We start from the raw sequence: 13,398 nt of genomic DNA, 5'->3' as shown, positions 1-13,398 counted from the left end.
CGAACAGAAGTCCGCGCAGCACTGTCACCTGTTTGTCACAGCCTTGCTACGAGGCGGAATGCGGGCCTCCCCGGGCCGGGAGCCCTCAACGCAGGCCTCACCACCCACGGCCACCGCACCGGCTGGGGCGTCCTCGCCCCGCGGGCGAGCCCGGGTCAGCGGCGGGCGGCCTGGCGGGTGCGGCGGACGATGCGGTGGAGGCGCTGGAGCGCCACGAAGCGTCGCATCCGGTCGGCGAGGGTCAGGCTGTACTTGAGGCGCAGCTGGGCGTTCAGGCCGGCCAGTTGCTCCGTGCCGATGGCGCCGAGCAGGCGGCTGACGTGCCGCTGGTAGACCTCCCAGTACGGGCGGTCGCCGTCCGGGAGGGACCAGAAGAACATCGGGATCTCCTCGACCAGGCAGTTCCGGTCGTAGGCGCGCAGGTACTCGGCGTACTCCGGCTCGGGGCGGGCCGCCAGCCACTCGCGGACGAGTTCCATGGAGCGGACCCGGTCCATCAGGCCGCGCGGGTCGGTCTTGCGCTGGGTGATGGACAGCGCGCCGTCCTCCCGCACCCGCCAGTGGTAGATCGGCTCGGAGATGACGTCGACCCGCTCGGCGAGGAAGTGGTGCGGCACGCTGACCGGTGCGTCCTCGTACAGGAGGCCCTCGGGGTAGAGGATGCCCGCGCCGTCGAAGAAGGAGCGCCGGTAGACCTTGTTCCAGGCGGTGCGGTCGGTGACGAGCGCGGGCAGTTCGCTGATGTGGGTGCGCAGCCGGGTCTCGCGGAAGGCCCGGCGGTGGCCGTGCGAGGGCGTGAGGCCGCTGGTGCGCAGCCGCATGGCGTTGCCGGTGGCGAAGTCGGACCCGGTGTCGTCCAGCGTGCGGATCATGAGCTGGTACGCGTGCGGCGGCAGGGTGTCGTCACTGTCGACGAAGGTCAGGTACTCGGTGCCGGGGGTGAGGTGGCGCCAGCCGGTGTTGCGGGCGGCGCCGAGGCCCTTGTTCGTCTGCTGGACGAGCCGGAAGCGCGGGTCCTGTTCGGCGTAGGCCTTGGCGAGGACGGCGCTGTCGTCGGTCGAGCCGTCGTCGACCATGACGCACTCGAAGTCCTCGAAGGACTGGCTCGCGATCGAGTCGAGGCACTCCTCGAGGTAGCGCTCGACGTTGTAGACCGGGACGACGACGGACAGACGCGGGGCCATGGGGCGGCCTTTCGCTCAGAGGCGGACGGGCCGGGCAGGGCCGGCGATTCCATCACCTACAGTGATCTGCGGTGGCTCCAGTGTAGGGAACACGCACGATCGTTGGGCCAACAGCGGACGGATTGCAGTTTGCGTTCCGGTGCTGCCGCCGTGTCCGCGGCCGACCGGGGTCGGGCCGCGGAGCCACTGCGCCGGCGCTCACCAGGGCACGACCTGCCCCTGGTGGTCGACGAAGTGCAGACCGGTCCTGCCCCGGTGCCGTTCGATCGTCTCCGCCACTCCGGGGACGCTCTCCTCGACGCTGAGATCGGCTTCGGGGCCGCCGAGTTCGGTCCGCACCCAGCCCGGGTCCATCAGGATCAGGGTCCGGCCGCCCGCGGCGTGCCGGGCAGCATAGCAGCGCATGAGCTGGTTGAGCGCGGACTTGCTGGCCCGGTAGAGATCCTGGCCGCCGTCGGTGTTGAGGGTGAGGCTGCCCTGGTCGGAGGACATGACGCCGATGGTCCCGGCCGGCGCGACCAGGGGGCCGAGCACGTCGACGACGCGCATCGGGGCGAGCGCGTTGGTCACCATGACCTCGGTGAACATGTCCGTCGGGACGTGCCCGATCGGAAGGTCGCCGCGGGTGATCGCGGCGTTGACGAAGAGCAGGTCGAGGGTGCGCCCGGCCGCCGCCAGCCGGTCACGCAGGGCAGCGATCAGGTCGGGATCGGTCATTTCCAGGGATTCGACGGTCAGACGTCCTCCGGACGCGTCGGCCAGGTCGTGGAGGCCGGTCCGGCGCTCGCCGCGGACGGTGCCGATGACGTCCCAGCCGCGGCGGAGGAGTTCGGCGGCGAGGCCGAGGCCGAGGGTGCGGGAGGCGCCGATGACGAGGGCGGTGCTTCGGGTGTCGGTGCTTCGGGTGTCGGTGCTTCGGATGGCGGTCATGATCCGAGTCTCCGGGGCCGCCCCGGCGGCCGTCCAATGCCCTTTCGAGCGCATTGATGCCGTGCGGGCATCGGTGCCCGGCGGCCGTGAATCGACACGGATCGGACGCGAGTCGGGCGCGAGTCGGGCGCGAGTCGGACACTGCTCGGATGCGGATCAGGTGTTGATCGGGCATTGATCGGGCCTTGGTAGCGTGCGGACATGGACCTCGACCTGCGCAAGCTCCGCTACTTCACCGCGGTCGCCGAGCACGGGCAGTTCGGCCGGGCGGCCCGGGAGCTGTTCATCACCCAACCCGTGCTCAGCCGGCAGATCCGGGCGTTCGAGCAGGAGTTGGGCTGCGAACTGTTCACCCGGACCACGCGCAGCGTCGAGCTGACGGCGGCCGGGCGGCAGCTGTACCAGGAGGCGCAGCGGATCACGACGGCGGTGGACGCCGCCGTCCGCCGCGTCCAGGAGGCCGCGCGGGGCGAACGGCGGCTCGTCGTCGCGTTCTCCCCCGGCCTGCACGTGTCCGAGGCGATACGGGAGTTCAGCGCGCGCCACCCGCACGTGACGGTCGACGTCCTCCCGCTGCGCTGGTGGGAACAGGACGCGCCCCTGCGCGACGGCCGCGCACACGTCGGCTACCTGCGCCACCCCTTCGACGCCACCGGTCTGCGGACCGTCCCGATCGGCCGCGAGACCAAGGTCGCCTGCCTGCCCGCGACCCACCGGCTCGCCGACCGCGCGAGCCTCACCACCGCCGACCTCGCCGGCGAACCGGTCCTCGACGCCCGGACGCGGCGCACCTCCTCCCTGGACGAGAAGTTCGAACTCATCGCCTCCGGCCAGGGCATCGCCCTCGTCCCCGTGAGCATCACCGGCTCCTACTCCCGGCCCGACCTGCGCTACCTCCCCGTCACGGACTCCGCACCGGTCGAAACCTGCCTGGCGGTCCCGCAGGGCGAGCAGACGGACCCCGTACCGGAGTTCCTGTCCATCGCCACGACGGCGCTGCGCCGCGCCGGATCACCCACCGGTCACGGCTGCCGGCTTGAGCATCCTCGTACGGGTCCGGCGACCTGACGCCTGGCCTGACCGACGAGCACTGACCCGCCTCCGAGCCCCGGATGCCCCGGGCCGCTTCCCTCGCCCAGGGGCTGGTTGCAAGCCGGCGCCGGTCGCGGGCCCGGACGGTCAGTCGCGGCGGGCGTGGAAGATGCCCCAGGCCAGGTCGCCCGCTCGGCAGGCGGCCACCCACAGGGGGAGGTTCTCCAGCAGGCCCTCCAGGTAGGCCGGGCCGACGAGGCCGCGCAGGGTCTCGGCCTGGCGGCGGGTCTCCTCGTCCAGCCGGACGTAGTGGGTGAGCAGTTGTTCGGTGCGGTCGTCGAAGTCCACGCCGTTCAGGCCGACTTCGGGCAGTCGCTTCTCGTAGTAGCCCGGGGTGGCGAGGCTCTCCACCCGCAGGCGCGCGACCACGTCGTACAGCGACTCCGGGGCGACGTCGTCCGCCGCCATGACGTCGGTGAAGACGAGGTCGCCGTCCGGCCGCAGGACGCGGGCCACCTCGCTCAGCAGGCGGTCGCGGTCGGGGCTGTGGCAGAACGCCTCCTGCGACCACACGACGTCGAAGTGCCCGTCGGGGAACGGGACGTCCTGGAACGAGCCGGTCACGACGTCGATCAGGCCGCCGAGCCCGCGCTCCGCGTTCGTGCGGCGGTGGCGCTCGTTCTGCGGCTCGCTGATGTTGAGCGCGGTCACCCGGCAGCCGTACGTCCCGGCCAGGAAGCGGGTCGGCCCGCCGTACCCGGAGCCGAGGTCCAGCACCGTGACCCCCGGGGTCCGCAGGCGGTGCGCGACCTTCGCCGCCGCCCGTTCGCAGGTCCGCCGGGAGGCCGTCCCGACCGGCTCGTGGGCGTCGAGGTAGATGCCGGTGTGGATGTCCTCCCCGCCCCACACGGCGGAGTAGAACCCGTCGACCTCGCTGCTCCCGTAGTACCGCCGCGCCGTCTCCACCGCGTCCGCGATGCTCTCCTCGGCCATGCCGCCGCACCCTCCTCGCGCCGTTCCGCTACCTCTTGGTCACTTTACGTGACGTGAACGGCGGATCGCAGGCGAACCGGCGGGACGCTCCCCGCGTCATTTCGCGCAGAGGTTGTCCGAGACACTGATCAGCGGCTGGAACTCCTGGCGCAGGTTGTCGTCCGTCACGTCGGCGCCGAAGTTGAAGTTGCTGCGCAGTTCCGTCACCCACGCCTGGCTCTTGACGTACGCGTCGAGCCGGCCCCGCAGCCACTGGCAGGCCGAGGTGTGCCCCGGGGGCAGCGCGGCCACCAGCGTCTGCACCCGGCCGAACCTGCCCTCCGCCATGACGTAGGGGGTCTGGCCGTTCACCTTGACGTTGACGGCCATGCCGCGCAGGACGAGGTAGTCGGAGACGAAGACGTCGGCGGTGCCGTCGTCCAGCGCCTTCAGGCAGTCGTCGGGGACGAGGGCGTCGACCGACACCTTCGGCTTGACCTCGTTGTCGATCAGGGCGCGGGCGGTGGTCCTCGCGATGGTGCAGACGCGCAGCCCGGACAGGTCCTCCTGGCGCTGCACCTTGATCGTGGAGGCGGCGGCCGGCAGGAGGGCGCCCAGCGGCGTCTTCAGGTACGGCCCGGCGAGGTCGAACTTCTGCTCGCGGTCGGCGGTGTCGGAGATGTCCGCCACGACGACGTCGACCCCGTTGTGGTTGGTGTTGCCGTCCAGCAGGGCGTCCTGCCAGGTCTGGGCGGAGAGCGGGACGGAGGAGTAGTTCACGCCCGCGTCGCCCAGCACCTTGGCGACCAGCCTGGGCTCGAAGCCCCGGAAGATGCCGTTCGGGTCCTGCACGGACATGCCCGGGGCCGCCGTCTTGAACCCGACCCGGACCGTCCCGTCGAAGGGCGCCGGCCGGACCGGTCCGGACGAGCAGGCGACGAGCACCAGCGGCAGGACGACGGCGACGGCGACGGCGAGCATGCGCAAACGGCGAACGGCGATCACGGCGGAACCCCTCAGCCCTTGAAGTCGACGGTGCCGGTGTTGATGAGCAACTTGCAGTGGTCGGGAGTGTTCAGTGTGAGCTTCAGCGTCAGGCTCGTCCGGCCCTTCGGCACGCTCGTCTGGACGACGTAGTCCAACGGCAGGTCGGGCAACGTCTGATCCCCGATCGTCACGTCCACCGTCGTCTTGGGGCAGGCACCGCCGCCCGGGTTCGGGTCGCTCAGGTTCAGCGCAAGCACCAGGCGGGTGCTTCCGGCGGGTACGTCGACGGTGGCCGCCGCGACCTTCTTGCCGTCGCCGCTGTCCAGCGAGAGCATCGCCGTGTCCCAGGGCACCTGCTCTGACACCGTCGGCCGATCGTCACCAGCCGGGACGACGGCCCAGATCACCGCCGCGAGGACGGCAGCGGCGGCAACTCCCCCGACCAGCCACCACCTGCGGCGGCTCCCCGTCGCCGGTTCCTCGTGTTCCCGCTCCGCAGGCTGCTCGCCGCCGGCCGGCGCAATGACGACCGTGATGGAGCCCGGAAGCCCGGGGATGCCGTCGCAGAACTCCCGGATCTGTGCCTGCGACCCGCCGACCACCAGCCACGTGAACTCGCTCAGCGGATCCGGGATCCCGGGAGCCGTGCTGCTCCCCCAGCCCTGCGTCAGCAGCAGACCGCCGTTCTCCAGCAGCCATTCCTTGAAGGCGTCCGTGTGCCGCGAATCGAGCACGGCGTTGAAGAACCGCAGCCAGGAGACCGCCCGTTGGCCGCCCGCGAGGCGTCGCGCCTCCTCGTAGAGCGCCCGGCGCGCCGCGGGTGCGTTGCTGTGCTGGATGCACGAGCGGGTGATCCGGGTGAGGTGGGTGTGCGTCGCGTTGTCGAACGTGACCTCGAACTCCACGACGCCCGGCGCCTCCCGGATGCTGTGCACCAGGTCGGCGCGCCGGTCCCCGTTCTCCAGCAGCGGGATCTCCTTCAGCGCCGCCGCCAGGACGTGCACCGCGCGTTCGTCAAGCTGCCGCATGTGTGCCGCCTCCACAGCTCCCCGCGAGCAGGGCCTCCAGGTCGCCGACCGCCCGGTGCCCGCCGGCCAGCCGCCGGACCGCCGCGACCAGGGCGCGGAGGGCGACGCAGGGGGCGAGGTTGTCGAGGCAGGCGCCGGCGATCAGCTCCAGGTGGGGCAGGGCGAGCGAGTCGCCGCGCGGGCGGATGCCCTGGTCAGGGGGCAGTGCGTCGTTGATCCGGCGGACGAGGTCGTGGCGTGCCCGCTCGTCGTCGAACGCGGGTATCCGGAACAGCGCGTCGGCCCACTCCTGACGGTCGGCCGGCGGACGCGCGGCAGTCGGGACCGCGGGAGTCGCCGGCAGGTCCAGCAACGCCCGCAGCTGCCCGACCGGGGTCATCCACCCTCCCACCGGGTCGCCGTCGTCCTCGGTCCCCTTGACCACGCCGACCACCTGCCCGGCGCCGGGGGCGACCACCATGCTCCCGCTGAGCCCCTTGCGGATCCACCCGTTCACGAGCCGGACGAAGCCGCCCGACAGCCCGGCCACCGTCAGCCGCGCGCTGTCCGGCTGCACGCCGTCCGCGGGGGTGGCCGTGGTGAAGCCGTGCGCGGAGAGCTCGGTGCCGGCCGGCGCCTCCGTCGTGGCGAGGACGGCGACCGGACGTCCCTCGCGGACGGGTGTGCGCAGCACGGCGAGATCGGGCGCGGGGTAGTAGGCGCTGCCGGCGGGCCGGGCGGGCGGCCACAGCTCGACGGAGAGCACCTCCTCCGCGCCGAGCACGCCGTGCACGGTGACCGGCCCGCTCACCTGTCCGGTGTGGACGACGTGGGCGCAGGTCACGACGAGTCCGGGGGCGACGAAGAACCCGCTGCCCAGGAACGTCGTGGCGCCGTCGGCGAGCCAGACGGCGGGGTCGTGCGGGCCGCCGGCTCTCAGGACCATGCGGGCCGCCCTACGCGGTGGCGGCCGTGCCGGCGGTGGCGTGGTCCCAGGTGAGCCGGACGTTCAGGCTCGCCTCGCCGCCCGCCTCGGCCAGCACGCCGATGAGCCGCCCGGCCTGGACGGAGAGCGTGACTCCGAACTCCACCTCGAACGAGGACGGGTCGCCGCACTTGACGGCGGTGTCCCTGGCCCACTGGCCGACGGCCTGCACGGTCTCGCGCACCTGGTCGAAGGTGTGCCGCACGGCGGTGGAGACGGCGCCGGCGTCCCCGGCGTCGCGTCCCGCCCGGCCGTCCCGGACGGCGGCGTAGACGGTCGTGCCGTCGCCGAGGTGGACCTCGATCGTCTCGGAGGTGGAGCCGGTGGAGCCCGCGGAGCCGGTGGAGTCAGCCATGCACGTCACGTCCCTAAGAGGTCGAATTGCGGTGCACATGCGCCTGGTCCGGTCGCGTCCGATCAGAAGTGTGGCTGATGAGGCGTCAGATCCGTAGGCGGCTAGTCAGATTAGCGCATCCAATTGCCCGCCCCAGCACGCACCCTGCACCCCTGTCACCGGATCGTTACCGCCGACGGACATTGCGGCCGGTTCGCGGACGAAGTCCTCGGCCGACCGCCGCCACATCGCCTCCGGCCGGGGTGTTGGCGAGGAACAGTTCGCGGCTGCGGGCCTCGCTCCAGGGCACCTGCCCCTCACCGTCGTACCGGGAGGCGAGGCGGTGGGCGTGGGCCCGGAGCGTCAGCTGCCGGTAGAGCGGGCCGCGGGCCTTGCCGATGGCCCGCGCCAGGCCTTTCCACGGCTTGGAGTCGACCGGGTTGGCCGCGAACCCGCCGGAGAGGACCCTGACAGGTGGTCAGACGCGGCGGCCCCAGGCCGAGACCAACGGAGCGGTGGCCAGGTCGAGCTTTCCGCTCTCGACGGCGGCGAGGTGGCGGTCGATCTCCTCGTCCGTCGCGAGGCCCTTCTCGACCAGGAGGGCCCGGACGTGCCGCACCGTCGAGGCCTCCAGCACGGCGCACGCGGGCGAGGTGATCGGGAAGTACGCGTCGGCCCGCACGTCGGCGAGCCCGGCCTCGCGCAGCACGCGCGGCAGGGTGCGCCCGTAGGCGAGGTCGGCGCCGCGGGCGGCCATCAGCTCGCGGAAGCCGTTGCGCAGCCGGTTGGCGAGCCGCTGCTCGGGGCCGGACTCGTCGGGGCAGATCAGGGGCATGAGCGCGGGGTCGGCGTCCTCCAGGAGGAGCCAGCCGCCGGGGCGCAGCGCGCCCACCATGCGGCGCAGCGCCTCGGCGCGGTCGGGCACGTGGACGAGGACGAGCCGGGCGTGCACGAGGTCGAACCCGCCGGGCGGCGGCGGGTCGGCGACGACGTCGTGGGTGAGCACCTCGATCGGGCCGCCGGCGATGCCGCTCGTCCACGACACGTCGATGTCGGTGGCGACCACCGTCCCGGTCGGGCCGACGCGCTGCGCCATCCCGAGCGGGAGGGACGGGCCGCCGGCGCCGACCTCCCAGACCCGCATGCCCGCGCCGAGTCCGAGCCGGTCGACGTGCCGGAACGTCACCGGGTCGAAGATCTCGGCGAGGGCGCCGAAGCGGACGCCGGCCTCCTCCCGCCGGTTGTCGAGGAGGTAGCCGGTGTCTTCGTCTCGATCAGCCATGCGCCGATTCTCGCAGAGGCCGTTTCACAGGCCGCGGATCGCATCCCCCAAGTCGGGGCCGTAGGGCGCCCAGCAGTGGATGGAGCCGTCGGAGGCCAGGTCCCCCATGTACCAGTCGTCGCCGGCCTTCACGAGGCAGAGGCCGTGGAAGGAGATGATGATGCTCGGCCGGAGGGCCTCGCACCCGGCGCTGCCGTACACCTCGACGACGACGAGCCGGGCGAGGGACAGCAGTTCGGCTTCGGAGTCCCCCGAGGCGGTGCGGATGCGCTCGATCGTCCAGCCCTCGGGCAGTCCGTCCTGGTCCTCGTTCGTCACCGCGCGATCGTACCGGGGTCCGCTCACGGCCGGCCGGCCGTGATGAGGCCGAGGTGGCCGTCGAAGCGGCGGTAACGCAGCCACCGTCACTGCGCGGGCGCCGGGACGAGTCCGTCGGCGACGAGGCCCGCGAAGACCGCCTGCCCGAGCGCCTGGACGGCCGACTGCGGGCGGACCATCACCGTGAACTCCTTGATCCGGCCGTCGTCCGCGAAGTGCAGCAGGTCGATGCCGTGGATCTGCTTGCCGGCGGCCGTGGCCCGGAAGAGCAGCACGGACGTGTCGGCCTCCGTCCCGTCGGCGCTGGTCTCCGCGGTGCCGGTGTGGTGGCCGACGTAGCGGAAGTCCTCGAACGTGCGCAGCAGGACCCCGAACAGACCCATCACCATCGGCTTCCCCTCGAACGGGGTGAACTTCACCGGGCTGTAGAAGCGGATGTCATCGGTGAACAGGTCGTCCATGGCGGCGAGGTCGCGGTTCTCGACGGCGGCGCGGAAACGGTCGGCGGTCGTGGCCGTGGCGGTCACGGTGCACTCTCCTGGCGGGCTAGAGGTACTCATGAATGTGACTAGTCAGTTTCATGAGTACCATGGACGGCGTGTCCGGCAACAGGGGCGAGTGAAGGGAACCCGGGCGATGGCACTACGGCACGCCGTGCTGGCCGCGCTGCTCGACGGCGAGACCAGCGGCTACGAACTGGCCAAGACCTTCGACCTCGGCGTGGCGAACTTCTGGTACGCCCAGCCCCAGCAGCTCTACGCCGAGCTGACCCGCCTGGAGAAGGACGGCCTGATCACCGGCCGCGAGATCGTCCAGGACAACCGCCCCACCAAGCGGGTCTTCCGCGTCACCGACCGCGGCCTCGCCGAACTCGACGACTTCGCCGCCGCGTCCGCCAAGCCCTCGTTCGTCCGCGACGACCTGATGGTCAAGGTCCGCACCGCCGACCACGTCGACCCCGCGACCCTCATCGCCCGGCTCGTGGAGCGGGCCGCCTTCGCCCAGGCCAAGGTCGACCTGTTCGAACGCCTGCTGAGCACCATGCGCGGCGACCGCACCGAGGACGACTTCCTGCGCGACGGCGAACGCATCGGCCCCTACCTCACCTGCCTGCGCGGCCTCGCCTTCGAACGCGGCAACCGCGACTGGTGCCACAGCACGATCGCCACCCTCCGCATCCGCGAGGCCGCCCGCGCCCGCCGCTGACGGCCTGGGCGACGGCCACACCGGGGACTCGGCCACGCGCCGACGCCCCCGGGCCTGGCGCCGGCGGGGCGGCCCCGGGTGCGGGGCTCCCGTACCGGAAGGGTCATCGCCCGCCCTGCCGGATCGGCCGCGGCACCTCGTTCGTCACAAGCCGACGGCGGCGGGTGCCCCGGGCACCCGCCGCCGCTCCGCGCTTCGGTTTCCGGGTCAGGCCGCCCGCTCGGCCGCCGGGCGGACCAGCCGGCTCCGGACCGCCCACGCCACCGCCCCGAGGACGAAGCCGTAGACGGACACCAGCCCGTGGCCGTTCTCCTGGGCGATCCACATCGCCAGGCCCAGCGCCGGGACGCCGGCCGCCAGGGCGATCTCCTTCGGCACGCGGGTGCGGGTGAGGAAGGCGATGGCCAGGGTGGCGCCGAGGAAGTAGGTGGCGCCGGAGCTGCCGGCGAAGTTGCGGGGGTCGGTGCTGGGGCCGTCGCCGAGGCCGAGCAGGTCGTCGCTCCGGCCGGGCAGCAGGATGCCGGCGAGGAAGAAGCCGAGCGTGAGCGTGCCGCCCCAGTACCAGTGGGCGAGCGCGGCGACGGCGGCGAGGGTGACGAGGTTCCACAGGCCGCCGAAGAGGCCGCCGTTCTGCATGAACACCGAGGTGAACTCGCGCCACCAGCCCGACTTGGCGGGGTCCGCGTCCAGCGCGTCCATGGCGCCCGACCAGACCAGCTGGAGCACGACGCCGCCGACCGCGAGCGCCGTCAGGACGATCGCCGCCCACGGCAGCGGCCGCCCCCGCAGGGTGTCCCGGCCGACCACCCCGAGCCCGCAGTTGACCATCATGACCATCAGCGCGGCCGTGGTCACGTTGAACAGGATCGCCCCCATGCCCGCCCTCCCCCCGGTTCGGCGCTTTCCAACGCCGTTCGAAAACGTGTGGCGCAAACCTAGCACAGCTTTCGAACGGTGTTGGAAAACGCGGTACCGTGGGCCGCATGAAGCTCACCAAGGAGCGCATCGTCGACGCGGGCATGGCCGTCTTCGCCGAGGTCGGCTATCAGAACCTGTCCATGCGCCAGGTCGCCGACCGTCTGGACGCCCACGCCGGCAGTCTCTACTACCACGTGCGCGGCAAGGACGAGTTGCTCGCCCTGATGGCCGACCGGGTCTGCCGCGCGGCCTACGACGCGGGCACCGAAGCCCTGGCCGCCCTCCCCGCCGACGCCTCCTGGCAGGACCGCGTCGAGGCGCAGGCCACCACGCTGCGCCGGAGCATCAAGCGGCACCCCGGCGGAGCCCACCTCCTCGCCGAGAGCCCCGGCATGCTCAGCTCCGGCGCCCTCTCCCTGATGGAACGCCTGCTCCGCACCCTCCTCGACGGCGGCCTCCCCGCCGACCACTGCGGCATCGCCGCCGACACCCTCCTCAGCCACGCGACCGGCTTCGTCCTCCAGGAACAGGACCAGCCGTCGGCACCCCCGCCCGTCACCGCCGAGCTCCACACCGACCTGTGCGAGCGCTTCCCCCTGGTCATGGGCCCGTTGATCCCGCGCGTCAGCCAGGACGAGAAGTACACCCGGAGCATCCGGCTCCTGTGCACGGGCTTCGCGGCGCTCTCCTGACCGCGGCCCGGCTCGGGAGCCCGGCGAGCGCCGGGTCGATCGGGCAACGGCCGCGACAACTGGCCGGTCGAAAGCCGCAGGGGCGGAAACGGCGCAGGGGCGGGAGCCGAAACCGACTCCCGCCCCTGCGAGTTGGAGCGCCGGGCCCGAATCGAACGAACCCTTCCCGCTGAAAGCGGGCGTGCTACCACTGCACCACCGACGCCTGACCGACCGGCTCCCGTTCGCTTCCGCGACCGCGTCCCGTCGACGAATAAGAAGTTACCAGCTCATGATCGGAAGAGGAAAATCGTGAGGCGACGGGGACGGGAACGAGGGAAGGGAGCGGGGATTGACCGGGAGTACGGGGACCGTGTTCCGGGGCGACGACCTGCCTGCGGAGGACCGTTTCGACTGCTGGCGGGAACTGGTCGGGCGGACCAGGGACAGCGAGATGACCAGCGCGCACGCCCACGACTTCGAGGCGGAGATGCGGCGGTTGGAGCTGGGGCCGGTGACGCTCCTCAAGTCGTCGTTCCCGCCGGCCCGGTTCCGGCGGTCCGCACGGCGGGTGCGCCAGTCCGACCGCGAGGTGTGCCACCTGACGCTGGTGCTCGGCGGATCCCTGTCGCTGACCCGCGACCCCCGGGCCGGGACGAACGTGTTCGAGCCCGGCGAGCTGACGGTGCTCGACAGCTCGCACCCGTACGACGTGCGGGCGATCGCCGGCCGCGCCACCGAGGGCGCCGGCCCGCAGGCGCCCCGGACCGACGCCCTGGGCATCGACTTCCCCATGTCCATGTTGCCCCTCCCCCGGGACCGGGTGCGCGACCTGATGGGCCGGGGGTACTCCGGGCACCAGGGCACGTGCGCGCTGCTCGCCGACTTCCTGGTCGGGCTCGACCGCCAGGCCGCCCTCCTCGGACCGGCCGAGGCGCCCCGGCTGGGCGCCGTCGTGATCGACCTCGTCGCCGCCTGGCTGGCCAGGGAACTGGACGCCGAGGCCGCGCTGCCGGACGACGGCCGGCAGCGGGCCCTGGTGGAGAACGTCCGGACGTACATCGGCCGGAACCTGCACGATCCCGAGCTCTCGCCGCCCGTGATCGCCGCCGCGCACCACATCTCCGTCAGCTACCTGCACCGCGTCTTCACGCAGCAGTCGGAGGGTGAGACGGTCGCCGCGTGGATCCGCCGCCAACGGCTGGAGAGGGCCCGCCAGGAGCTGGCCGATCCCGCGCTGCGCGCCCTGCCCGTCCAGGCCGTCGCCGCCCGCTGGGGCCTTCCCCGCGCCTCCGACTTCAGCCGGGCCTTCCGGGCCGCGTACGGGGTCTCCCCGAGCGAGCACCGGCGCACCGCTGCTGCGGGGAAGGCGAGGGACGCGGGCGAGTAGACGCAAAGCGCAGGAAGTGTCGACGCAGTGCCAACACGGCAGGTCCGCGACCTGGCAGCCTCGTCCCCGGGGAAAACGGCGCAGCGTCGCCGTCCACCCGGCGCCGGGCTCGATCCCACCCGGCGCAGCCAGACGGGCCGGCGGCCCGGTACGCCACAGGGGAGCGTGCCGGGCCGCCGTGC

At 72.5% G+C, this 13,398-nt stretch carries 15 protein-coding genes and 1 tRNA gene; 4 read left to right on the top strand and 12 right to left on the bottom strand.

What is annotated here, in order from left to right; translation table 11 throughout:
* Positions 1-155: 155 nt before the first annotated feature.
* Positions 156-1,184 carry a glycosyltransferase family 2 protein gene (locus tag PUR71_RS16885; RefSeq protein WP_329927815.1) on the bottom strand — a complete coding sequence of 343 codons (1,029 nt, stop codon included), beginning with the start codon at positions 1,182-1,184 and terminating at the stop codon, positions 156-158.
* Between the two features lie 198 nt (positions 1,185-1,382).
* Positions 1,383-2,114, bottom strand: a complete 732-nt coding sequence (locus tag PUR71_RS16880) for an SDR family NAD(P)-dependent oxidoreductase (RefSeq protein ID WP_329927814.1) — start codon at positions 2,112-2,114, stop codon at positions 1,383-1,385.
* Positions 2,115-2,315: 201 nt separating this feature from the next.
* Between PUR71_RS16880 and PUR71_RS16875 the strand changes: the two genes are divergently transcribed.
* Positions 2,316-3,182 carry a LysR family transcriptional regulator gene (locus PUR71_RS16875; RefSeq protein WP_329927813.1) on the top strand — a complete coding sequence of 289 codons (867 nt, stop codon included), beginning with the start codon at positions 2,316-2,318 and terminating at the stop codon, positions 3,180-3,182.
* 111 nt (positions 3,183-3,293) lie between these two features.
* Here the strand turns inward: PUR71_RS16875 and PUR71_RS16870 are convergent, their stop codons facing one another.
* From PUR71_RS16870 to PUR71_RS16835, 8 genes are all read right to left on the bottom strand, one after another.
* A complete protein-coding gene (locus PUR71_RS16870) occupies positions 3,294-4,139 on the bottom strand; it encodes an SAM-dependent methyltransferase (RefSeq protein ID WP_329927812.1) in 846 nt (281 codons plus the stop codon).
* 96 nt (positions 4,140-4,235) lie between these two features.
* Positions 4,236-5,123, bottom strand: a complete 888-nt coding sequence (locus PUR71_RS16865) for a substrate-binding periplasmic protein (protein ID WP_329927811.1) — start codon at positions 5,121-5,123, stop codon at positions 4,236-4,238.
* Positions 5,124-5,134: 11 nt separating this feature from the next.
* Positions 5,135-6,133, bottom strand: coding sequence for a hypothetical protein (locus PUR71_RS16860; protein ID WP_329927810.1), 999 nt, complete (start codon positions 6,131-6,133; stop codon positions 5,135-5,137).
* Complete coding sequence (locus PUR71_RS16855) at positions 6,120-7,058, bottom strand: trypsin-like peptidase domain-containing protein (protein ID WP_329927809.1); 939 nt, start codon at positions 7,056-7,058, stop codon at positions 6,120-6,122. The genes PUR71_RS16860 and PUR71_RS16855 overlap by 14 nt, the downstream gene beginning before the upstream one ends.
* 10 nt (positions 7,059-7,068) lie before the next feature.
* On the bottom strand, positions 7,069-7,452 hold the full coding sequence (locus tag PUR71_RS16850; RefSeq protein ID WP_329927808.1) for a CU044_2847 family protein: 384 nt from the start codon (positions 7,450-7,452) through the stop codon (positions 7,069-7,071).
* A 457-nt stretch (positions 7,453-7,909) separates the two neighbouring features.
* A complete protein-coding gene (locus tag PUR71_RS16845) occupies positions 7,910-8,713 on the bottom strand; it encodes a class I SAM-dependent methyltransferase (RefSeq protein WP_329927807.1) in 804 nt (267 codons plus the stop codon).
* Positions 8,714-8,737: 24 nt separating this feature from the next.
* Positions 8,738-9,031 carry a hypothetical protein gene (locus PUR71_RS16840; protein WP_329927806.1) on the bottom strand — a complete coding sequence of 98 codons (294 nt, stop codon included), beginning with the start codon at positions 9,029-9,031 and terminating at the stop codon, positions 8,738-8,740.
* An 86-nt stretch (positions 9,032-9,117) separates the two neighbouring features.
* Complete coding sequence (locus PUR71_RS16835) at positions 9,118-9,558, bottom strand: nuclear transport factor 2 family protein (protein ID WP_443077467.1); 441 nt, start codon at positions 9,556-9,558, stop codon at positions 9,118-9,120.
* 109 nt (positions 9,559-9,667) lie between these two features.
* On the opposite strand from PUR71_RS16835, the gene PUR71_RS16830 reads away from it, so the two are divergent.
* A complete protein-coding gene (locus PUR71_RS16830; protein WP_329927805.1) occupies positions 9,668-10,237 on the top strand; it encodes a PadR family transcriptional regulator in 570 nt (189 codons plus the stop codon).
* A gap of 207 nt (positions 10,238-10,444) precedes the next feature.
* Here PUR71_RS16830 and PUR71_RS16825 read toward each other — a convergent pair whose 3' ends face one another.
* Positions 10,445-11,113: a hypothetical protein gene (locus PUR71_RS16825; RefSeq protein WP_329927804.1), complete on the bottom strand. Its 669-nt coding sequence runs from the start codon at positions 11,111-11,113 to the stop codon at positions 10,445-10,447.
* A 107-nt stretch (positions 11,114-11,220) separates the two neighbouring features.
* On the opposite strand from PUR71_RS16825, the gene PUR71_RS16820 reads away from it, so the two are divergent.
* Complete coding sequence (locus PUR71_RS16820; protein WP_329927803.1) at positions 11,221-11,847, top strand: TetR/AcrR family transcriptional regulator; 627 nt, start codon at positions 11,221-11,223, stop codon at positions 11,845-11,847.
* A gap of 133 nt (positions 11,848-11,980) precedes the next feature.
* On the opposite strand, the gene PUR71_RS16815 is transcribed toward PUR71_RS16820, so the two are convergent.
* Positions 11,981-12,052: transfer RNA gene (locus PUR71_RS16815), tRNA-Glu, on the bottom strand.
* A gap of 126 nt (positions 12,053-12,178) precedes the next feature.
* On the opposite strand from PUR71_RS16815, the gene PUR71_RS16810 reads away from it, so the two are divergent.
* Entirely contained in the window at positions 12,179-13,216 is a 1,038-nt protein-coding gene (locus PUR71_RS16810; RefSeq protein ID WP_329927802.1) for a helix-turn-helix domain-containing protein, read from the top strand.
* Positions 13,217-13,398: the final 182 nt, after the last annotated feature.

The sequence above is a fragment of the Streptomyces sp. SP17BM10 genome, from assembly GCF_036322405.1.
Classification (GTDB): domain Bacteria; phylum Actinomycetota; class Actinomycetes; order Streptomycetales; family Streptomycetaceae; genus Kitasatospora.
This window is presented reverse-complemented; position numbering and strand designations above follow the sequence as displayed.

Bases quoted from the DNA above. Each gene is read 5' to 3' on its own strand.
- PUR71_RS16830 (WP_329927805.1), top strand. From the start codon at position 9,668: ATGGCACTACGGCACGCCGTGCTGGCCGCGCTGCTCGACGGCGAGACC.
- PUR71_RS16820 (WP_329927803.1), top strand. From the start codon at position 11,221: ATGAAGCTCACCAAGGAGCGCATCGTCGACGCGGGCATGGCCGTCTTC.
- PUR71_RS16825 (WP_329927804.1), bottom strand. From the start codon at position 11,113: ATGGGGGCGATCCTGTTCAACGTGACCACGGCCGCGCTGATGGTCATG.
- PUR71_RS16880 (WP_329927814.1), bottom strand. From the start codon at position 2,114: ATGACCGCCATCCGAAGCACCGACACCCGAAGCACCGACACCCGAAGC.
- PUR71_RS16850 (WP_329927808.1), bottom strand. From the start codon at position 7,452: ATGGCTGACTCCACCGGCTCCGCGGGCTCCACCGGCTCCACCTCCGAG.
- PUR71_RS16885 (WP_329927815.1), bottom strand. From the start codon at position 1,184: ATGGCCCCGCGTCTGTCCGTCGTCGTCCCGGTCTACAACGTCGAGCGC.
- PUR71_RS16875 (WP_329927813.1), top strand. From the start codon at position 2,316: ATGGACCTCGACCTGCGCAAGCTCCGCTACTTCACCGCGGTCGCCGAG.
- PUR71_RS16870 (WP_329927812.1), bottom strand. From the start codon at position 4,139: ATGGCCGAGGAGAGCATCGCGGACGCGGTGGAGACGGCGCGGCGGTAC.
- PUR71_RS16860 (WP_329927810.1), bottom strand. From the start codon at position 6,133: ATGCGGCAGCTTGACGAACGCGCGGTGCACGTCCTGGCGGCGGCGCTG.
- PUR71_RS16855 (WP_329927809.1), bottom strand. From the start codon at position 7,058: ATGGTCCTGAGAGCCGGCGGCCCGCACGACCCCGCCGTCTGGCTCGCC.
- PUR71_RS16845 (WP_329927807.1), bottom strand. From the start codon at position 8,713: ATGGCTGATCGAGACGAAGACACCGGCTACCTCCTCGACAACCGGCGG.